Here is a 21633-nt window from a genome sequence, read left to right as displayed (position 1 = left end):
AGTCCGGTCATTATTTGCCGCCGTCTACCGCCAATGTTTGCCCGGTGGTCCAACCGCTATGCTCCGAAGCCAGAAACAGCACCGCCGGCGCGATATCGCTGGCGACGCCGGTGCGCCGCAGGGCGATCCCGGCGATCAGCGCTTTCTGGCCCTCGGCGCCGTAGGCTTCCCACTGAAGCTCGGTGGTCGGATTGGAGCGGACAAATCCGGGCGCCACCGCATTGACGGTAATGCCATACGGCCCCAGTTCATGCGCAAGCTGCCGAGTCAGCGCGACTTCGGCGGCCTTGCTGGCGGCATAAGCCTGGATCCCGGTCAGGCTGACGCCCAGTCCGGCGATACTGGAAATGGTAACGATACGACCCCATCCCTTGCGCTTCATCGATGGCGCCGCCGCCTGCGAAAACCAGAACATGGCGTCGCTGTTAACGGCGAAAATCCGCCGCCACGCCTCCTCGGTGATAGCATCAATCGGATGCCCCGCCTGGCCGCATACGCCGCCGGCAACATTGATCAGCACATCGACCTCGCCAACGGTGTTGACAAAGTGCTGTATTTCCTGACGCTGCGACACATCCACCACCGCCGTTTCAATTTCGGCTTCCGGCGCCAGCGCCTGGCAAACCGCGCGACTTTTCGCCAGCCCGGCCGCATCAATGTCGCACAACCATAATGCCGCGCCCGCCTGCGCCAGGTTGCTGGCGATCTCCCGGCCAATCCCCTGGGCCGCGCCGGTGACGATTGCTTTGCGGCCATCAAACCTTATCTGCATGGTGTCTACTCCTCTGGGCTGCACGTAGGACTTTCAGGTTTCGCCAGGCGCGGGGAAGCCCGTCTTCACAGGCATGAATCAGCTCTATCAGCCGGTGGGTTAACGGCGCCGCGATGCCATGGCGCTGCGCGGCATCCAGGATCGGCCCCAGTTGGGCATCCACTTCGGTTCTGCGCTGACGTATCGCTAAATCGCGCCAGATGCCGCTGTGCGTTTTCGTGGAGCGACGGTTGTGCGCCACCATGGCGTCCAGGCTGGCGTACGCCAGCGACAATGGGGCTTCAGGGGCATATGCCGCCGGCTCGAAACCGTCAAAGGCTTCCATTTCCACCCCTTCGGCGGCGGCCACGGCGGCGATCTCTTTACCCAGGAGGATGAAAACGTCGCGGTAATCCTGATGGTCCAGGCATTCCCAGATGGCGCCGTCCGTCAGCGCGGTGGCGTAAAGCATGGCGCCGTACACCAGTTTGCCCCACAGGTATCCCCAGATGTTATCGGTCAGGATGGCGCGATCGTCGAACGTCTGCAGCAGCGCATGAATCTGTTTGACCCGCGCGCTGGTTTGACCGTCCAACTCGCCCACCACGACCGCCGCGCGCCCGCCGTACAGAATATGGCCGGGCGAAAGATAATCGGCGCCGAAGTTCACAAAGCATCCCATCGTCCGCTCCCGTCGCAGCACGCTGGCGATAACCCGTTCATTCAGCCCGTTCTGAGCCGAGACCACCACGCCGTTTTCCGACAGAAACGGGCGCAGTTGCCGGCAGGCTATCGCGGTGTGGTGCGCTTTAACCGCCAGAAACACCAGATCGTAGCGCCCTTGCAGATCGTCCGGCGTATATGCGCGCACGGCCAGGTGTTGCTCACGGATCGGGCCTTCTATATAAAGCCCGCCGCTATTCATGGCATCGACATGCGCCTGCTCCTGATCGACAAACACCACCGGGTGGCCCGCGGCGACAAAGGCGGCGCCCAGGCTGGCGCCGATGGCTCCCGCGCCCCAAATCAGGATGGGGCGTTGCTGATTGCTCGTCACCGTCATGCCCAGTCGCCCTCCAGCAGTTGACGCGTCTCATCGACCGCGACCTGCCACAGTTGCTGCATCGTCTCATCCGGCTTCTGGTAGTCGCCGCCGTAATTGCCATCGCCCAGATAGCCGCGCGTTTCCGCCGGATTCAGCAGGCGCAGACGTTCAAGATCGATCATCGGTTTTGCGCCGTCCGGCGAGGGCGCATGCGCCAGCCGGGTGATAGGAAAGTTTTCCATCCACGAGGCGTGCGACGCCACCGGATCGATCTCTTGGACTTTTGCCCACGTTTTGGGCGCATTCCACCAGTTGTGAAAACGGACGCGATGGCCTTTATGTTGCGCCGCCCATTCCAGCGCAACCGCCGCCGCGGGCTGATTGCCGCCATGACCATTCAGAATCATGATGCGGCGGAAACCGTGAGCGGACAGGCTGTCCAATAGATCGGTTATCAATGCGCTATAGGTGGATACCCGCAGCGTCATCGAGCCGGGATAGGCCATAAAGTAAGGCGCCAAACCGAACGGCACCGCCGGATAAACCGGAATACCCAAAGGTTCGGCGGCGGCGACGCCGACTTCCTCGGCCAAAATGGCATCGACGCACAGGCTCAGATAGGCGTGTTGTTCGGTGCTGCCGATCGGCAGCACCACGCGGTCATCATGCTGCAAATAATTTTCAATATGTTGCCAATTACAATCGCGGATTCTCATTTTTACATTGCTCCTAACGATAGATAGCCACGTATAGCGGTTCGCCGATACGGACGTACCCTCGATACATGCCGGCGGTATTAAACGGCAAGGCCACATTGCCCTCGGCATCAACGGCAATCAGCCCGCCCTGTCCGCCTAGTTTGATCTGACTTTCATGGATCACCCGTCGGGTGGCTTCTTCCAGCGTCAATCCGGCATAGCGCATCAGCGCGCAAACGTCATAAGCTGCCACGGCGCGGATGAAGGTTTCCCCGGTGCCGGTAGTTGCGACCGCGGCGCTACGATTGTCCGCATAGCAACCCGCGCCGATAACCGCGCTGTCGCCTACCCGTCCCGGCGTTTTATTGGTCATTCCCCCGGTTGAATTGGCGGCGGCAAGATTCCCGCGGATATCGCGCGCCACGGCGCCGACGGTGCCGAATTTGGTGCGCGTATCGATGGGTTCGCCGGTGTTGACCAGATCCTCGCCGTCATGGTCCAGAACCAGGCGCATCCCGCCGACTTTCTGCACTTCATGCAACTGTTGCAGACGCTCGGGCGTGGCGTAATAACTTTGCTCCACCATCAATAGCCCGGCGTCGCGGGCAAACGCATCGGCGCCCGCGCCGGTCAGCAGCACATACTGGCCTGACGCCATCAGCGCTCGTGCGGCTTCAATTGGGTTACGCACATGGCGCAACTGCGCCACCGCCCCCGCCTGTAGTGATTCGCCATCCATAATCGACGCATCAAGTTCATGGTCGGCGACGCTGGTGTACACCGCGCCTTTGCCGGCGTTGAACAGCGGACAATCTTCCAACTGCCGGACGGCCTGCGTTACCACGTCCAGGGCGCTGGCTCCGTCGGACAATGCCTGCTGTCCAACGCGCAATACGTCGCGCAGGGCGTTTTCATACTCACGCTCTTTCTGCGGCGTAATTTTTGAACGGTTAACGGTTCCGGCGCCGCCGTGAATAGCCAACACTGCATTCTTGCTCATTCTGGGTTATTCCCCTTTCGCCGCTTGTTGCGGCGTTTTTGGTTATTAACGCTGCCAAGTTGCTCAGCAGATTCCTCAGCGGATTGATCAAGATAGAAATAAGGAAGCAGTTGTCCCGTCAGCTCGGCCGCGCTGTTTAATCCTTCCGGGGTGCGATGCGCCATTGCGGCCGCCAGCGCCTCAATCAATGCAATCGGGGCGACCATCGAACTGGAAAGCAGCTGATGCTCCGCGGCCGCCAACAGCGTGTGGTCGGCCAGCCCGACTAGCGGCGAGCTCGGGCGATCGGTCAGCGCCAGAATTGAGGCGTTACGCGAACGGGCAAAATGCATAATGCGGATCATGTCGGCGGAATAACGCGGGAAAGAGATCGCCAACAGCAGGTCGTGCTCGCCGATCTTCTGTAAATGGTGCAGCGCCATTTCCGCACCGCCGTAGCTCGCCAAGGCATGGATATTCTGGCAATAGGACGAGAAGCGGAAAGTGGCGATATTGGCGAGATGAATACTGGTTCCCAGGCCAAAACAATACACATTACGGGCGGAATTAATCATGCGGACCGCCTTCTCAAGGCTGCTGCTGGTCGCGCGATCCCGTGTTTGACCGATGCTGACCTGCGCGCCGGACAGCGACTCATGCACCACTTCATCCAATGACGAGTCACGTCCCAGTTCATTACGTAACTTCTCCACCGGCGCCATCGACGGCTTGAACACCTGAAACAACGCATGACGAAATTCCGCGTAGCCGGAATAGCCCAATGCAACCGCAAAACGGTTGGCGGTTGCAATGGAGACGCCGGTTGCGGCGGCCAGACTTTCTATATTGCCGGAGGCGACCTGAAAAGCATTTTCCAGCACATAGTTGGCCAGGCGGCGCTGCGCGGCCGGCAGACTGGGTGCGATATAGGCCACCTGTTTAATGACTTCGGCTTCCAAATAATGCGATGTCGGCATCGGTTCCACCTGTCTGATTCACTATGTGAAAAATATAATTCACGAAATGATAATTTGTGAAAAATAATTTTCTTATGATAGAAAATATTGGCCTAAAAAACTCAATTTTCTTTGTTAAAAGAATAAATTAGATAATGAAAATAATTTTTCCGACAATGGAAAATGAAGAAAATAACCGTTCATTTAGCCTTAAAATCGGCGACGAGGGGCACTGATGAACGCGAGGGAAAACCGCGCTTGGCTGGATCGATAAGCATCATAACCGGCGTCCTAATACCAGACGGGAGCCAGCCTAACGTCTTACCAACACGTCAGGCTCGTCGACTACAACGAGTCGCGCCGCAGAAGCGGACTGGCTATTTTGGTGATGTCGATGTGTTCCTGACGATTGATAATATGCAGCGTTGATTGCCGGCCGATTTCATAGTGCGGGAGTTGTACGGTGGTCAATGCGGGCAGGAACAGATCGCCGATGCCGACCAGATTATCGTACCCCAACACCGCGACGTCTTGCGGTATGCGAATGCCTTTCGACAGTAACGTCTGGTAAACCAGAAACGCGATTCTGTCGTTGCCGCACACCACCGAGTCAAACTGCGGTTTTCCGTGGTCAAAATACTGTTCGATAATCGTCACCGCATCGATGTAATACTCATCGCCAAGGCGCAGATGATGTTGCCACAGCTGTTCAGGGTCGAGCGAAAACTCGCGGCAGGCGCGCTCAAGCCCCTGCCGCCGCCGGGCGCTGGCCAGCCTCTCCTTCGGCAGATGAATGCACAATGGCTTACGGTAGCCCGCGCTGAGCAGCGCATGAACGCCGTCATATTGCCCTTGTTCATCATCCGGTATGTAGCTGGCCACCTCGCCGTGCTCGCTTTCGCAGTTCGCCAGTACGCACGGCAGACTCAGCAGCTTTTTCGGCACTGGCACCGAGCGCAGCCCCATGGTGGTGTAGATAATCCCGGCAGGCCGGTGCGATAGCAATAAATCGACGATATCGTCCACACAGTCAGACATGAACATGTTGACGACAAAACTGTTCCAGCCGTGGGCCCGGGCCGTCTCTTCGATCGACAGGGTCATTTCAACCGAAAACGGCGTGGTCACGGTATCCAACGCCAGCACGCCAATGGTTTTCGGCGTGGCCCTGGCGCCCCGGATTTTTTTCGCCGACAGATCGGGCACATAATTCAGCGCCTCAATCGCCTGTTTAACGCGTTGATACGTTTCCGGCTTCAGACTTTCCGGACTGTTCAAAGCCCGCGATACCGTCATCAACGAAACCTTCGCCAGCTTTGCCACATCTTTTAAAGAAGCCATACCGTCCTTATTCCTTTATTTATTTCACAAACGCATATAACGCGATTCAAGGCACACAGCGGATAAACGAAACCCGGCAAATCTGATATTAGGCATGTACCCTATTTCTGATGATTTATTATATTCATGCCGATCGCCTCGTAATAAACCGATTTTTAACAATAAATATGACGGCGATCTCATAAAACCAATGTTAACGTTAACTATTGTGATTAACATCAGAATTCTGAAACGCCTCATCTTCTTTCCCTTCCCCTCTGGATGTTAACGTTAACTCGCACGATTTGCTTACTACCTGGAGCAAATGTGCGACTCCCACCAATAATGATGATGAGACCCATACGTGATGAAAAATACATATCTCTGTATTTCGCTTGCGCTGTTTGCAGGCCAGGCCGCGGCGGCGGCAACGGCTGAAAACGCCGCAGAAGCAGAACAAGAATGGCCGTCCAGCACTAAGAGCACCGGCAATTGGGATGTCGCCGCCCTGGGAACAACAGGACAAGCAACAACGACAGGCGACAAGCAGGAAGATAATAATGTGGATATCGCGCGTATATCTCAGGAGCAGCAGTCGGTGCACTGGAATACGGTGGACAGCTCACTGGATGCCGGAGGCCTGCACGGCAATATTGGCAGCAAAATAGAAATAGACGACACGCGCTGGAAAAACAACACCAAAAACGGCGGCAAATTTAAATTGGCGCTTATTCAGGCATGGCTGCGTCACGATGAATTACCGGGCTGGTATTTTGGTTATTGGAACGCCCGCGAAGATAGCTATAGCGGTCAATTTTCCAATCAGGATTACGGCAGCACCAATACCATTAACGAAATGTATATCGGTAAAATTAATGAATTTTATCGTGGTAATTGGGGGGTGGAAGTCCTGGGCGGAACGGAAAGCGCGAGTAAACGCTGGAAAGGACGTCTGAAACTATGGGGAGAATCGCGTTTCACCGATAAATGGTCGGTATCCGGTTATATATTCCGCGAATATCAGCCGCAGAGTAATGATTCCGGCAATGGCGATCTGGAACACCACATTATGGAAATGGAACCGGCGCTTCAATATCGGGTGAACCCGGATTTAGGTCTTTATATTCGTCCTTATTATTCCTGGGAGAAACAGGTTCGCCAGTCCTGGGGAAATATTATTGAAGAAGAATGGAAAGTGACCGCCGGATTATGGCGTAACTGGTATCCCCTGCTGACTTCGCTGTACGTCGGCTTTGGTAATGACAAAATATATAATAACGCCAATAGATCGGAAGTCTTTTACAACGGGAAATACAATTTTATCGGCGCAACCGCCAGTTATCCCATTGTCGATAATCTACGACTGTACGGCGAATTTAAAGCACAGTTCACCAAATCATATGGTCAATGGACTAATGAAGGCCATTCCTGGAATCCCTTTACTATCGTCGGTATTGAATACAGTTTCTGATGCATTCACTCATATGAAAATAATCTTTTAGTAAGAGAGATCACCATGTTTGGAACAAATAAAATTACGACGGCAATTTTGCTGGTTTTAATGACTTCGCTGAATACCGCGTGTAGCGCATCCGCCTCAAGCGATAGTCAAGACCAGGCGGCCAAAGGAACCCACGTTGAAGTTCACCAAGCAGTCAATGCCTTTTTTCCTCGCGTGCCCGGCTCTTATATCGGCGATCCGATGCCGTACGCTGAAAATAACCAATTTTATATCTTTCATCTTAATGATATTCGCGGCGGCAAAGATCTGGGCGTGCACGCTTTCCATTTGTTGTCGACCAATAATCTGTATAACTACCAAAACCTGGGGGAAGTGATCCCTTATGTTAACGATCTCGACAGCCCTGAGCTGTTATTAGGCACCGGTTCGATCATTAAGGCCGGCGCGACTTATCACGCCTGGTATACCGCCCATAATCAGAATGTTTTTCCGGTAGAGTCGATTATGCACGCCACCAGTAGCGATATGCGTAACTGGACCAAGCACCCTAAGGATACTTTTCTTCCGGGTAAAGAATATCGGGGGAATGACTTCCGCGATCCGCACGTCGTCTATATTCCCGAAGAGCAACGCTACTGGATGCTGATTACCACCCGCCAGAATGGCACCGGCGTGATCGTTAAATATACCTCCACCGATCTGGCTAACTGGAAAGATGAAGGCGTGCTGTTCCGCAATGATACGCCAAGCTATGACGCCAATCTGGAATGCCCGACGCTGGTCTATTTCAACGGGCGTTGGTATCTCAGCTTTAGCGACCAGTGGCCGCACCGCCTGACGCAATACCGCATGGCGGAGTCGCCGAACGGTCCCTTCGTTAAACCCGCTAATTTCTATTTTGACGGCGCCGGCCTCTACGCGGGCAAATTGGTTGAAAAAGACCAGCGCCTATTCGTTTTTGGCTGGGTGCCAACCAAAGCCGGCGAAGAGAATACGGGCAATATCGACTGGGCGGGCAATCTTATTGCCCATGAGCTAACCGCGGACGCCGGCGGCCAGCTAAGAACCCGGCTGCCGCGGGAAATAACGGATGTATTCGCACAGAAAGCGCCGCAGGCCAGCCAACTGCGTCCCCTATTGAATGAAAACAGCGCCGCGTCATTTGGGGAGATCGGCAGTCAGGTATTCGCACCGTTAACCGGCACCACCGAAATTAGCGGTAATTTGCCTATTCACGGCGACGGCGCGATTTTCAGCTTTGGCATGGATGACGATATACCGCAGAACGCGCCGCTGAATATCGTATTTAATAAAAAAACCAATAAAGTGCTTTTTTACACCGCGGGAATAAATGAGTTACCCAAACGCAAACCGGAAATGGGTATAGAAACGCCATTATCCGACAATATTAATCTGAAAGTGATTATTGAGGACTCCATTGCCGTGTTCTACATCAACGACAATATCGCCTTTAGTACGCGCATGTACCATATTTCCGGCAAGAAATGGGCGATCAGCGCCCCCCAGAGCAATATCGATACCAGCGATCTGCGTATTCGGCATTTTTAATTACCGAGTCGCCTTATTTCTCACTGCATTGCGGTAGTTTTTCGCAAGGGAATTATTTATGAAAACGAATATCTCTAAAAAATGGGCGCTGCTCGCCATTACCGTTTTACCCATGACCGGTCAGGCGGCGATGGACATCATGCGTAATGATGAAGGTACGGTTATTGGCGTCAATCCCTGGTCGTATCTGGACGAGGAAATTATGTGGACCACCGCCCAATCCTCCTATGCCCACGGCGGCAAGGTACACGGCAATATCAAAAGCAAGTTCGAAGTTACCGATACCAACTGGAAAAATAACACCACGCACGATGGATCGGATAACTTCGTTCTATCGCAGGCCGTATTGCGTCACGATAGCCTTCCCTCCTGGTATCTGGCTTTTTACAACGGCCGGGAAACCGAATATCAGGGCAGTTTTACCAGCCAGAAATATGAGCAGCAGACCCAGCGCACCCAGTTGATTTTTGGCTACAATCACCAGATTGGCCGGGGAGACGTGGGAGCGGAACTGCTGGTCGGCAGCGAATCGCTGAATGAACGCTGGCAGGTGCGGTACAAATTATACGGAACCTATCGCCTGACCGACCGTTTGTCCATGTTCAGCTATTTTTATCAGGATCTGCAGCACAAACGCTCGGCCGGCGCGGATTGGGTTAATGATACCGATGTCACCACCAGTGAAATTGAGCCTGGTCTGCAATACATCATTACCGACAGCACCGGCGTCTGGCTGCGTAGCCGCTATAGCGAAGGCAAGCTGGAGCGCAAACAGTGGGGAAATATCAACGATCAGGACTGGACCACCAGCGTGGGCGTTTGGCACAACTGGGATAACAGCCTGACCACCACCCTGCACAGCGGTATCGGTCATTATCGCAAATACAATGCCCGCCCCGACGATGGCGAAGTGTTCCAGAACACCCGCTATAAATATGTCGCGCTGGGCGCCAACTACCCGATAAGTAAGCGATTCAATATTTCCGGGGAAGTGAAGGCGTCGGATGACAAACAATCCGGCAGTTGGGTCACCAGCGGTAAAGCCATCAACATGTCCTATATGTTGTCAGCCGATTTCAACTTCTGATTTTCATGCTGTCGCGGCGCGCCGGTTTAGCGGCGCGCCGCGTAAAGTTAAACCTGGTTACTTATCCTCTTTGGCTGCAGACAACAGAACCGCACGGACGCTGAATGATAAATATTCATATTGGCTGAAATTCTTAACCTATAATAACCAAGTATATTTTCATTTCACTTTCGCTTAGTCGATACGAAAAAGGTGAAAAGGACTCCGTTTTGCAGTGGATTAAAGTCGTTAACGCAACACAGAATAATCTCCAAGGCGTTTCTGTTGCTATACCCGTAGGGCAAATTACCGTTTTTACTGGCGTATCAGGGTCAGGTAAATCATCGCTTGCATTCGGCGTATTGGCGGCCGAATCTCAGCGGCAACTTAATTTTACCTACCCAAGCTATGTTCGTAACCGCCTTCCGCATGCGGGGATACCGCAGGTGGATCTGATTACCGGCCTCTCTACCGCTATCATCATCGATCAGAAAGCCATAGGTACCAATAACCGCTCGACTGTCGGCACCGCTACCGATGCTTCTTCGCTACTGCGTCTTATTTTTTCTCGTGCCGGCGTTCCTTTCGTTGGCTATTCGCCCGTTTTTTCGTTTAACGATCCAACGGGTATGTGCCCGCGCTGCAAGGGGCTGGGCGTTGCCAGCGAATTTGATATTGATGAGCTTATCGACCTTGATAAATCGATCAACGAGGGGGCATTCACCTTCCGCGGCTATGCGCCGGGCACCTGGTATTGGAAATGGTATAAGCGCACCGGACTATTCGATCCTGATATGAAACTGCGCGACTACACGCCAGAACAACTGAACACGTTGCTTTATGCAGAACCGGCGCCGCTTCAATCCCCTCCCCCCGGCTGGTACGCGACAGCAAAATACGAAGGGATCGTCCATCGTTTTAAACGCATGTTTTTGGGCCATGATAATGAGACATTCAAAAAACGTTACGCTGACGATCTTGCCCGAATTATTCGGCAAACCACCTGTCCGGCATGCGGCGGGGCAAGGCTGAATGACGCGGCGCTGAAATGTCGTATTAACGGATACAACATTGATGAACTCAGCCGCCTGTCCATAGACAAGTTATCAGACATGGTAAAGGGTTGGGATATGCCGGCGATCGCGCCGGCAATTGAAAATCTCACCGTGCTGTTGGATACCATGCTGGATCTGGGGCTGGGATATCTGCAATTAGCGCGTCCCACACCCACCCTATCCGGCGGTGAAGCGCAGCGTATCAAGATGGTCCGACACCTCAATAGCTCTCTGACCCGCTTCACCTATATCATGGACGAGCCGTCTACCGGACTTCATCCACGTGATGTCCGGCATCTGGCCGCCATACTCCAGCGGTTGCGCGACAAAGGCAACACGGTTCTGGTGGTGGAGCACGATCCCGATTTAATCGACATTGCGGATTTTGTTGTCGATATGGGGCCGGGACCAGGAGAAAAAGGAGGACAAATCTTATTTGCCGGCCCGATGAAAAATTTTCTCGCCAGCGGGACGCCAACCAGCCGCTACCTGTGCAGGCCGCGCGCCTTTGGTCAATCCCGTTTACCGCAAGGCGGCTCGATAGCCGTACGCCATGCGCGGCTGCATAATTTGAAGGGGATCTCCGTCGATATCCCTCGTGGTCTATTGACGGTGTTAACCGGCATCGCCGGTTCGGGCAAAAGCTCTCTAGTGCAGGAAATTCTCACGCAAGCGCCCACGGCGTTGCTGATTGACCAAAAGCCAGTGCGCGGCAGCATCTCATCCACCGTCGCGACCTACATGGGATTTATGGATAGTATTCGCGACAGGTTCGCCCAGGAAAATCACGTCAGCCGTAGTTGGTTCACGTCATCGTCTCGGGGCGCATGTCCGGTATGCCGGGGCCACGGCGTCATCTCTACTGAACTCGCCTTCCTTGACAGCACCCTGTCTGAGTGCGAGGCGTGCGGCGGAACAGGTTTTAACCAGAAGGCGCTCAGTTACCTTTATAGAGAAAAACCATTGCCGATGTCCTCGCCATGTCGGTCGATGAGGCAACGGCGGTTATGACATCGAATGATTTACCCATCGGCTCGGCGCTGACACGCCTGTCTCGCGTCGGATTAGGACATTTATCAATAGGACGCGCCACGGCGACATTGTCTGGAGGGGAAAGGCAAAGATTGAAACTTGCTTCGCGGCTTGAAGATAAGCTGGATATTTTGATTTTGGATGAACCGACCACCGGTCTGCACGGTAATGATATCACCCTGTTTCTGGCATTGGTCAGATCTCTCGTTAAGCAAGGGGTTACGGTCATTATGGTTGAGCACGCGCTGGACGCCATGCTGGCGGCCGACTGGATTATCGACCTTGGCCCTGAAGCCGGTAACGCCGGGGGGCAAGTGATGTTTGCCGGGGAGTCGCGCCAAATTCTAACGGCCAACGGGTCAATTACCGGTCAGGAACTGCGGCGTTATATTGACGAATCGCCCTCTATAGGGTTTTATTGATGGCCGTTTCGGTTGGTAAGCGGCCTGACGACCGGCGGTAACGCACCAGGTAAATCCGCCGGAACCCATATTTCCCGCATTATCGTTCGACTGAATTATATTTTTTAGTTATTAAAAACCTATTTATATTCCCCATTATCAAAGCCGGCTGGCTGGAATAAATTATGCCAATTTTCCTTATATAGAGAAAATATTTCACAGAATAATAAAAAACCCATTATTACCAGTATATTGCCCTGCACTTTTATGCAATGAAAGATGAGCTGCAACCTACCTATCCGCCAACTGCCTGATCTTAGTGAATATCGATAACCATTCTGGGGCGCAATGCACTTATGCGGGGCAGAAAAATAAGCCGGATTTACGTCATCAAAAAAACAGATTGCACACATCATATTTAATCGATTCTACATATCGCTACCGCTGGCTAGTATCGGGCTAAGCGGCAATGACGCTTGCCGCAACGGAACTTTCCGGGGATATCTCCTGAATAATTCAGCGTGGCCAGTGCGTCTGCCCCTGAAGCCGAACGGATATAAATCATTCCATTCATTATGCGGGAAAGCGCCAGTATGAAAAAGAGTTCTGCACAATTAACAGATTCAGCAGATAAAGATGAATCGTTGCTAATGGGGGTGATATTTACCTGCGTGCAAATAATTATTTTTTTTAGCTTCATCCTTATTTGTGCCTTTAACGTTCCGCTATTAGGTCGGGAATTTTTAAATTCCGGCACACCGCTATCCTTTGTTCTGGGAATGCTGGTTATCGTCAGTGGAATCATATTAACTGCCGCGTATGTGGCGCTCGCTAACCGTGTCACGGAGAAAGAGTAATGAAGATGTTTATTTTTCTTTGTTCGCTGCTGGCGATGAATTCAGCGCATGCGGATACCGGCGTCGCCCGGGGAGCCAGCGCCACCGCTATCACGCTGTTTATGCTGATTATCGCCGTTACGCTGTATATTACCTGGTGGGCGGCGAAAAGGACGCGAACCGCCAGTGACTTTTACAACGCCGGCGGCCAGATTTCCGGCTTCCAGAACGGTCTGGCCATCGCCGGCGACGCCATGTCCGCCGGTGCGCTGCTCGGACTGTGCGCGCTGGTGTTCACCAGCGGTTTCGACGGCCTGATATACGCCATCGGCTACACCACCGGTCTGCCCATCGTGGTATTCCTGATGGCGGGCAGAATGCGGCGGTTGGGCAAGTTCACCTTTATCGACGTCGTCTGTTCGCGTCTGGAGGGCCGCGCGATACGCGTGTTTTCCGCCTGCGCCTCGCTGATTATCGTACTGTTTTATCTGATTGCGCAGATGGTGGGCGCCGGCCAACTGATACAGATGCTATTCGGTATCGATTACGTTTACGCCATTATGCTGGTCGGCATTCTGATGGTGCTATACGTCACGTTCGGCGGCATGATGGCGACCACCTGGGTGCAGATCGTCAAAGCCGTGCTGATGATCGGCGGCTGTTTGTTCATCAGTTTTCTGGTCATGAAGAGCGCCGGTTACAGCTTTAATCAATTGCTGAACGACGCGGTGGGCGTCCATCCGTCCGGCCAAAATATTCTACTGCCGTCGGCGCTGGCCCGCGATCCCGTATCCGGCATTTCTCTTGCCATCGCGCTGATGCTCGGCACGGCCGGCCTGCCGCATGTTTTGATGCGCTTTTTCACCGTACCCGATGCCCGCGCCGCACGCAGCTCGGTACTGTGGGCCACCATCTTTATGAATGGTTTCTACGCGATGATTTTTATCATCGGCTTTGGCGCTCTCTATCTGTTGCGTACTCAGCCGCAGTTATTCGATGCGGGCGGAACGTTAATCGGCGGAACCAATACGGCGGCGCTGCATCTGGCCTATACTCTCGGCGGCGATCCCCTATTCGGTTTCCTGTCCGCCGTGGCGTTCGCCACCATTCTGGCCGTGGTCGCCGGTTTGACCATTTCCGGTGCGTCGGCGATCAGCCATGATATCTACGGTTGCCTGTTTGGCAGAAAACCCGGCTCGGAGCAGCGCGAAATGCGCATCATGAAAGCCGCCGTGCTGGTGTTGGGCGTTATTGCCGTGCTGCTGGGCATCGCGTTCAAAGGTCAGAATATTGCCTACATGATTAGCCTGGCGTTCTCTATTTCCTGCTCCTCCACCTTTCCGGTGCTGATTCTGGCGATTTACTGGCGGCGATTTACCGCTCGCGGAGCGGTATGGGGCGGAGCGGCGGGGCTGATTGCATCGCTGGCGCTCACGATATTGGGGCCGTCCATCTGGGTAAAAGTGCTGGGATACGCCGCGCCGGCATTTCCCATCGATCCGCCGGCGATTATTACCGTGCCGCTGGCGTTCACGGTAGCCATCGCGGTTTCACTGCTGGAACGGCGCCCGATGCAATATACGCAGCGGCAGGCCTCCTGAACCGCGCCCGTTGTCGTTTTCATCCATTGTTCACCATTAACCCGCCGGCGGTCTGCGCGCCGCCCGACGCCAACACCAGGGGAACCACAGCATGAGTAAACAATTTATCGCCCAATCCGGCGCCTTCGCCGAGTTGATGAGCATTCGCGGCGGCGCGCCGCTGCCCGATGACGAAGTCAACGTTACCGGCGGCGATCCGTTCTTCGCCACGCCATTTCGCATCGGCGAAACGGCGGCGGCGGCGCTGGCGGCACGCGGCATCGCCGCCAACGACTTGTGGGAACTGCGCACCGGCGAACGTCAGCGCATCGCCGTGGACGTCCGCGCGGCGGCGGCGACCTCGCTGGGCGGCGGCGATATGACGCTACGCCGGGACGAGAACGGCGTATTCCAACCCATCCTGGTTTCCGATGCCATCAAGCACATGGTGTCGCTGACGCAGCCGTGGCGGACGGCGGATGACGGTTGGCTGCTGCCGCATACCAATCTGCCCCATCTTGAGCGGCGTATACTGGACGTTTTGCAATGCGAGAGCACGCCGGAATCAATTAGCGCAGGCGTGCGGCGCTGGAACGCCGATGAGCTGGAAGAGGCGATAGCGGAGGCACAGGCCTGTGCGGGCAAGGTACGCACAGCCGAAGAGTGGCTGCGACACCCGCACGGCGCTTATCTGGCTTCCCGTCCGGTGGTGGAAATCAGCAAAATAGCCGACGGCGAGCCGGAGCCGCTGCCCGCTGGCGACCAACCTGCCGCCGGCATTCGGGTGCTCGATCTGACGCGCATCCTGGCCGGCCCGACGGCGGGCATCGGTTTTGCCGAGCACGGCGCCGATGTACTTATGGTGACCGCCCCCGACCTGCCGCAGGTTCCCGCATTCGTGCGCGATACCAGCCACGGCAAGCGCAGCTGTTTCCTCGATTTCCGTCAGCCGGATCAGGCGGCCCAACTGACGGAGCTGGTGCGGAGCAGCGATGTATTTATCGACGGCTACCGGCCGGAGCGGCTGGCGGCGCACGGCTTTGGCGTCGAGGATCTGGTGAAAATGCGGCCGGGTTTGATCCACATTTCCGTCAACTGTTTCGGTTCCGGCGGCCCTTTTGCCGACCGGGCCGGCTGGGATCAGGTGGCGCAGGCGGTAACCGGTATTTGTCATACCCACGGGTTGGCGATCGGCGCCGGTCAGCCCAAGCTGACGCCGGTATTTATGTGCGACTTTCTGACCGGTTTTCTGGCGACGTTCGGCGGTATGCTGGCGTTGGCGCGGCGCGCGCGCGAGGGCGGCAGTTACCGCGTTCAGGTGTCGCTTTGTCAGTCGGCGATGCTGTTGCAGCGCCAGGGTTTAGTGACGCACTTCGCTGACGCTCCGGGCCGGCTCGCTCCCGAAGAGTTCGAGTCGCTGGCGGTATGTGATGAAAACACCTGCTACGGCGATCTGAAATCATTGGGGCCGGTACTGAATATGTCCGCCACGCCCTGCCGTTGGTTCGGCACCACGCCGCCGTTGGGCAGCGATCGGCCGATGTGGCGTACACGCCGTCAGGCATAATGCCCGATCCGCGTGCACTACGGCGGCGCATTGCCCCGGTATGCGAGCGTTTCTTGTTGGCAAAATGCGTCACGTCACGGAGCGTAAATTTTATCTTATTGAATAATAAGGTTTCGTTTGTTACTGAAAGTGGCGCGATTTTTGCAACCATCTCTTTATACGATGACGAAATCAACAATCGATTCGATTTTCGGATGATAACAATGAAAATTTGCGAACTGATGACCTTTGCCACCGTCGCGCGCTGCGCCAATATCACCGCCGCCGCCAGAGAGCTGAATACCGTGCAGTCCAACGTCACGACGCGCATCCGGGCGCTGGAGAACCATATCGGTTTACCGCTGCTGGAGCGCCACAGCCGGGGCGTGGCGCTGACCGGCGCCGGGCAGCGTCTACTGCCCTACGCCCAACAGGCGGTCGCGCTATTGGATGAAGCGGCGCGGGTCGCGCGCGACGAGGGTGAAGCGCAGGGGCCGCTGATGATCGGCTCGATGGAAACCACGCTCGCCGTGCGCCTGCCTGACGTATTGGCGCGTTTTCATGCGCGCTATGCCGACGTGCAACTGATAATGAAAATCGACTCGACCGCCGCGCTGGTCGAGCGTGTGCTAAACAACGAGGTATATGGCGCGTTTGTCGCCGGTCCGATTGACCATCCTCTGCTGAGCGCTGAGCAGGTGTTCGAAGAGGAGCTGGTGCTGGTTACGCCGCGCCGCTGGCCGACCTTGCAGGCATTTCGTATGGATAGCCAACCGGTGACGGCGCTGATGTTCCGCATGGGCTGCGCCTATCGTCAACGGTTGGAGCAGTTGCTGGTTTATCTCGGCAGGCCGTCGTTCCAGCGTCTGGATTTCGGCTCGCTGGACGGTATCCTCGGCTGCATCGGCGCCGGCGTGGGAATTACGTTGCTGCCGCGATCGGTGGTGGCAAAATCCGGTCTGGCCGACAGGTTGCAGGTACATACCGTCGATGAATCGATAGCACGCGTCTCGACGCTATTCATTCGCCGCCGGGAAGCGCAGCAAACGACGACGATGCGCTTGTTCCTCGACTGCCTGAGAGAAGAAAAAACCATGCCGATAGCCGTTTAACTTATTCTGGCTGCGCGCCCTTTTCCGCTGTGCGGCGGCGGAACGACGCCGAATGCCGGGAATCATGCACAAAACGCCGCGCCTTGATATTAGAGCACGGCGTGCTCCAGCCAGTCTTTACGACAGTGCGGCTTCCGTTTCCGTCTGATAGCGAATCAGCGTGTCCCGATACGGCAACGCCGTCATCGCCCCTTTCGAGGTAGTCGCCAACGCGCCGCAGGCCTGAGCCTGCGCGATCATCGCCGGCAGCGCGGCGCTATCCCGCCATTGCACGCCCATCTCACTCAATCCGGCCAGCAGACCGGCGACAAACGCATCGCCGGCGCCGGTGGTATCCACCGCCCGCACGGCGTGCGCCGGATAGAACGTCATTTTACCCGGCCGCCCTGCCCAGGCGCCGGCTTTCCCCTGAGTGACCACCAGCAGCGACGGGCTGATTTCATCAGCCAACGCCGTCATCGCCTGCTCCATATCGTCGATTTCCGTGATCAGCGTCAGTTCTTCATCGGAGAGTTTCACCACATCGGCCAGCGCCAGCGCCTGTTTGACGCAGGCGCGCATCTGGCTGCGATCCGGCCACAAATCGTCGCGCAGATTGGCGTCGAAACTGAGCCAGCCGCCGGCCTGCCTGACGGATGCCATCGCCTGTAGCGTGGTGGAGCGCGATGGCTCTGCCGCCAGTGCGATAGAACAGCAGTGCAGCCATTCCCCAGCGGAAAAAGCGGGTAAATCGCCCGGTTCAAGAAACAGATCGGCGCCCGGCCGCACCATAAAGGTAAACTGTCGTTCCCCCTCTTCGTTCAACGTAACCAACACAATAGAGGTTCGATGGCGGGCGTCGTAGTGCAGGTATGAGGTGTCGACGTTTTCCTGTTGCAAAACTTGCTGTAAACGATGACCAAAGGGTTCATCGCCCACGCGGCCAATAAACGCGCTGTTACCGTTTAACCGGGCAATGCCCACCGCCACGTTAGCCGGCGCGCCGCCGGGGCAAGGTAATAAACGCTGCATATCATCAGCGAATAGATCAATTACCGCATCGCCCAACACCCAGACTTTACTCGTCATAAATACCTCAATAACACTTTGATTATAAAATAAAATGTATTACCGTACCGTCCCGCGTATTCAGCAGGAAAGTCACTTCGGACGGAATTGGAAATCGCTCTTGAATGGAATCTAGCGGGTTGCGGAACAAAATAAAATGTTAACGTTAACTTTCATGATTAACATCACATTCCAACAACGAACTGCTTTAGTTTTTTCATAGTTAACGTTAACAATTCAGCCATCGACCTGTCAGGAGTCACACTGATGAACGCTGAAACAAGAAAAACCTATATTTTATTAAGCTGCCTCTTTTTCTTTTTTTTCTTTACCTGGTCATCGACCTGCTCATTGTTATCCATCTGGCTAAACCAGTACGTGAATCTTAGAGCCACCGATACCGGCATAATTTTCTCGGCGATTTTGCTGGTGTCGTTCTGCTCGCAACCGATTTATGGTTACATCCAGGACAAACTGGGGCTGGGTAAACACCAGCTATGGTTCATTGCTCTCCTGCTGATAGGCAGCGGGCCGTTTTTTATGCTGTTCGCCGACCTTCTGCGTTTTAATATTTATCTCGGCAGCATTGCCGGCGGGTTATATATCGGCGCGACTTTCAACGGCGGTATCGGCCTGCTGGAAGCCTATATTGAACGTTTTTGCCGCCTGAAAGGCATTGAATATGGCCGCTCCAGAATGTGGGGATCGCTGGGTTGGGCCGTCGCCACCTTCTTCGCCGGCATCAACTTCAATATTAATCCCTGGTACAACTTTGCGCTGGCCTCCCTTTCCGGCGGCCTGTTTCTGCTGTGTCTGAGTCAGGTACGCATCGCCAAAGAAAATGCCATGAGCCAGCTTCAGTTCGGCGATCCGTCAAAAATCACCCTGGCCGATGCCCTGGGGCTGTTGCGTCTGTCGCGTTTCTGGGCGCTAGTGGTCTTTGTTATCGGCACCTGTATTTACGGCGTATATGACCAGCAGTTCCCAGTCTATTTTGCTTCACAGTTTCCCGATTTGCACTCCGGCAACAGTATGTTCGGCTACCTGAATTCACTGCAGGTATTCCTTGAAGCCGGCGGCATGTTCCTTGCCCCGTTCCTGGTTAACCGCATCGGCGCCAAAAACGGTTTGATTTTAGCCAGCGGCATTATGGCGTTACGCGTTATCGGATCCGGTCTGGTCAACGGCGTCGTCCTCATCTCGTTAATGAAACTGCTGCACGCGGTTGAATTACCCATCCTGTTGATTTCTTTGTTTAAATATAACAGTCTGAACTTCGACAAACGCTTATCGACAACCATTTACCTGGTAGGCTTCACCTGTATCAGTTCCGTGGTCAGCAGTCTGTTGTCCCCTATCGTAGGTTACAGCTATGAGCTGTTCGGTTTCGCCCGCACCTACCTGTTTATGGGCGGCATGGTGCTGTTCACCACGCTGGTTTCCTGCTTCCTGCTGGAACCCAATAAGACTGTCCAGCCTTCCCCCACCTTTACCCCGCGCACAATAAAGTGAGTTGCTATGATTGAGTTATTAGAAAAAGCCAATAGTTACATTGCCGCTACGCGGCCCTTAATGAACATGGAGTGGTATCCAACCTGGCATTTGGCGCCGACCGTCGGTTGGATGAACGATCCGAATGGCCTGGTTTGGTATGACGGCATGTACCATGCGTTTTATCAGCATTACCCCTATGAACCCGTGTGGGGGCCGATGCACTGGGGCCATGCCCGCAGCCGCGACCTGATCCATTGGGAGCATCTGCCGGTAGCGCTGGCGCCGGCGGGTAAAGATGACAAAGATGGCTGCTTCTCCGGCTCGGCGGTGGACAACAACGGCGAACTGGCGCTGATCTATACCGGTCACGTGCACGAGGGCGATCGCGCCAGCGATGCAGGATTACGGCAGGTACAGTGCCTGGCCACCAGCCGCGACGGCATCCATTTCACGCCGCAGGGTAAGGTCATTGATGCCCCGGAAGGGATCCAGCATTTCCGCGATCCCAAAGTCTGGAAAATGGGTGACTACTGGTACGTGGTGCTCGGGCTTAAGGTGGAAAATCGGGGAGAAGTTCGTCTGTGGCGCTCAACCGACCTGCGTAACTGGGAGCCGCAGGGGCTGCTGGCGCGCTCGGCTGCGGGCGAAAGTTACATGTGGGAATGCCCTGACTTTTTCCCGCTGGGCGATAAATGGGTTTTACTGTTTTCCCCACAGGGAATGAAGACCGAAGGTTATCGCAACCGCAATTTATTCCAGAGCGGTTATATGATCGGAACATGGCAGCCCGGCAGTGAGTTTATGATTGAAACCCCGTTTATCGAGATCGATGCCGGTCACGATTTCTACGCGCCGCAAACACTGCTGGCGCCGGATGGCCGGCGCATTATGCTGGGCTGGCTGGATATGTGGGAATCCCTGATGCCGGAGAAAGAGCATTTATGGGCGGGGATGCTGTCAATGCCGCGCGAATTGACGCTGACATCGGACAATAGATTGCGGGTGGTGCCGGCAGCAGAAATCGACGCCTGCTGCCATGAAGACCGTCAACAGTGCAACGTTGAGCTGAAGAATGGCAGCCTGCCGCTGGCTCAGGACTGCGCCGCGCAGTTCGTGACGCTGGATGTCGATCTCCAGAACAGCGATGCCGAGAAGTATGGCGTGTCGCTCGGCAGCGAACCGAACAATGAACAGGGGCTGTTTATCTACGTAGATAATCAGGCGCAGCGTCTGGTGCTGGAGCGCCGCTATCCGGCATATAACATCAGCGGCTATCGCAGCGTGCCCCTGCCCCTTTCCGACAACCTGCAATTGCGCATCTTCTTCGACCGTTCTTCGGTTGAAGTCTTCGTCAATGATGGCGAAAGTTGCCTGAGCAGCCGTATCTATCCTCACGAGCAGCAAAGCCACTTGAGCCTGTTCGCCCAGAACGGCGGCGCGCGCGTCAACAGCGTTCGCCACGGAAAAATCAGCTGATCGTTTTTGCCGCCGAACCATCAGGCATGCCAGCAGACAAGGCGGCATGCCTGATAACATTTCAATAAAAAACCGGATCTCATTCTTTAGGCCAGCGGCGTTAAGCGGCAAGGATAGCTATGGCCGACATAAAAAAAAAGCCAGCACCTAGGCTGGCTAAAATAATACTGGAAGCAATGTGAGCAATGTCGTGCTCTTCTTCAGTGCC

The 21633-nt window shown here is 55.0% G+C and carries 18 protein-coding genes; 11 read left to right on the top strand and 7 right to left on the bottom strand.

All coding sequences use genetic code 11. From position 1 onward, the window contains the following. Positions 1 to 10 precede the first annotated feature (10 nt). The 6 genes from ACN28R_RS06925 to ACN28R_RS06900 all read right to left on the bottom strand — a co-directional run bounded on the left by ACN28R_RS06925 (position 11) and on the right by ACN28R_RS06900 (position 5770). Positions 11 to 772, bottom strand: coding sequence for an SDR family NAD(P)-dependent oxidoreductase (locus ACN28R_RS06925; protein ID WP_095833999.1), 762 nt, complete (start codon positions 770 to 772; stop codon positions 11 to 13). After that, complete coding sequence (locus tag ACN28R_RS06920) at positions 756 to 1814, bottom strand: ketopantoate reductase family protein (RefSeq protein WP_048638746.1); 1059 nt, start codon at positions 1812 to 1814, stop codon at positions 756 to 758. Before ACN28R_RS06920 ends, ACN28R_RS06925 begins: the two co-directional genes overlap by 17 nt. Beyond that, positions 1811 to 2512, bottom strand: a complete 702-nt coding sequence (locus ACN28R_RS06915; protein ID WP_095833998.1) for a creatininase family protein — start codon at positions 2510 to 2512, stop codon at positions 1811 to 1813. Before ACN28R_RS06915 ends, ACN28R_RS06920 begins: the two co-directional genes overlap by 4 nt. Positions 2513 to 2525: 13 nt before the next feature. Further along, on the bottom strand, positions 2526 to 3494 hold the full coding sequence (locus tag ACN28R_RS06910; RefSeq protein WP_095833997.1) for an isoaspartyl peptidase/L-asparaginase family protein: 969 nt from the start codon (positions 3492 to 3494) through the stop codon (positions 2526 to 2528). Next, the gene (locus ACN28R_RS06905; RefSeq protein ID WP_095833996.1) at positions 3491 to 4450 is read right to left on the bottom strand and encodes a MurR/RpiR family transcriptional regulator; all 960 of its coding nucleotides are present in this window, start codon (positions 4448 to 4450) and stop codon (positions 3491 to 3493) included. Before ACN28R_RS06905 ends, ACN28R_RS06910 begins: the two co-directional genes overlap by 4 nt. A 324-nt stretch (positions 4451 to 4774) precedes the next feature. After that, positions 4775 to 5770 (bottom strand): LacI family DNA-binding transcriptional regulator, encoded by a 996-nt coding sequence (locus ACN28R_RS06900; RefSeq protein ID WP_048638742.1) that lies wholly within the window; start codon positions 5768 to 5770, stop codon positions 4775 to 4777. A 346-nt stretch (positions 5771 to 6116) separates the two neighbouring features. Between ACN28R_RS06900 and ACN28R_RS06895 the strand changes: the two genes are divergently transcribed. The 9 genes from ACN28R_RS06895 to ACN28R_RS06855 all read left to right on the top strand — a co-directional run bounded on the left by ACN28R_RS06895 (position 6117) and on the right by ACN28R_RS06855 (position 17408). After that, entirely contained in the window at positions 6117 to 7220 is a 1104-nt protein-coding gene (locus ACN28R_RS06895; RefSeq protein ID WP_053085545.1) for an OmpG porin family protein, read from the top strand. A gap of 45 nt (positions 7221 to 7265) precedes the next feature. Then, positions 7266 to 8780, top strand: a complete 1515-nt coding sequence (locus tag ACN28R_RS06890) for a glycoside hydrolase family 32 protein (protein WP_095833995.1) — start codon at positions 7266 to 7268, stop codon at positions 8778 to 8780. 58 nt (positions 8781 to 8838) lie between these two features. Then, a complete protein-coding gene (locus tag ACN28R_RS06885) occupies positions 8839 to 9867 on the top strand; it encodes an OmpG porin family protein (protein WP_236840198.1) in 1029 nt (342 codons plus the stop codon). A 209-nt stretch (positions 9868 to 10076) separates the two neighbouring features. Next, positions 10077 to 11912 carry an excinuclease ABC subunit UvrA gene (locus ACN28R_RS06880; RefSeq protein ID WP_236840197.1) on the top strand — a complete coding sequence of 612 codons (1836 nt, stop codon included), beginning with the start codon at positions 10077 to 10079 and terminating at the stop codon, positions 11910 to 11912. After that, the gene (locus tag ACN28R_RS06875) at positions 11909 to 12355 is read left to right on the top strand and encodes an ATP-binding cassette domain-containing protein (RefSeq protein WP_236840196.1); all 447 of its coding nucleotides are present in this window, start codon (positions 11909 to 11911) and stop codon (positions 12353 to 12355) included. The genes ACN28R_RS06880 and ACN28R_RS06875 overlap by 4 nt, the downstream gene beginning before the upstream one ends. A gap of 572 nt (positions 12356 to 12927) precedes the next feature. After that, entirely contained in the window at positions 12928 to 13191 is a 264-nt protein-coding gene (locus tag ACN28R_RS06870) for a DUF485 domain-containing protein (protein ID WP_048638739.1), read from the top strand. Beyond that, positions 13191 to 14771: a sodium:solute symporter family transporter gene (locus ACN28R_RS06865; protein WP_183096761.1), complete on the top strand. Its 1581-nt coding sequence runs from the start codon at positions 13191 to 13193 to the stop codon at positions 14769 to 14771. The genes ACN28R_RS06870 and ACN28R_RS06865 overlap by 1 nt, the downstream gene beginning before the upstream one ends. 91 nt (positions 14772 to 14862) lie before the next feature. Further along, the gene (locus ACN28R_RS06860; RefSeq protein WP_095833994.1) at positions 14863 to 16317 is read left to right on the top strand and encodes a CoA transferase; all 1455 of its coding nucleotides are present in this window, start codon (positions 14863 to 14865) and stop codon (positions 16315 to 16317) included. Between the two features lie 203 nt (positions 16318 to 16520). Then, on the top strand, positions 16521 to 17408 hold the full coding sequence (locus ACN28R_RS06855; protein ID WP_095835750.1) for a LysR substrate-binding domain-containing protein: 888 nt from the start codon (positions 16521 to 16523) through the stop codon (positions 17406 to 17408). A 117-nt stretch (positions 17409 to 17525) separates the two neighbouring features. Here the strand turns inward: ACN28R_RS06855 and ACN28R_RS06850 are convergent, their stop codons facing one another. Continuing rightward, the gene (locus ACN28R_RS06850; protein WP_095833993.1) at positions 17526 to 18476 is read right to left on the bottom strand and encodes an aminoimidazole riboside kinase; all 951 of its coding nucleotides are present in this window, start codon (positions 18474 to 18476) and stop codon (positions 17526 to 17528) included. 246 nt (positions 18477 to 18722) lie between these two features. On the opposite strand from ACN28R_RS06850, the gene ACN28R_RS06845 reads away from it, so the two are divergent. Then, entirely contained in the window at positions 18723 to 19967 is a 1245-nt protein-coding gene (locus tag ACN28R_RS06845; RefSeq protein ID WP_048638735.1) for an oligosaccharide MFS transporter, read from the top strand. 6 nt (positions 19968 to 19973) lie between these two features. Further along, positions 19974 to 21425: a glycoside hydrolase family 32 protein gene (locus ACN28R_RS06840; RefSeq protein WP_095833992.1), complete on the top strand. Its 1452-nt coding sequence runs from the start codon at positions 19974 to 19976 to the stop codon at positions 21423 to 21425. The last annotated feature ends 208 nt before the right edge of the window (positions 21426 to 21633 follow it).

Origin of the sequence: Brenneria goodwinii (assembly GCF_002291445.1) — a bacterium.
GTDB classification, from domain to species: domain Bacteria; phylum Pseudomonadota; class Gammaproteobacteria; order Enterobacterales; family Enterobacteriaceae; genus Brenneria; species Brenneria goodwinii.
Note: the sequence above shows the minus strand (reverse complement) of the source record. Positions and strands in the feature narration are given on the sequence as shown.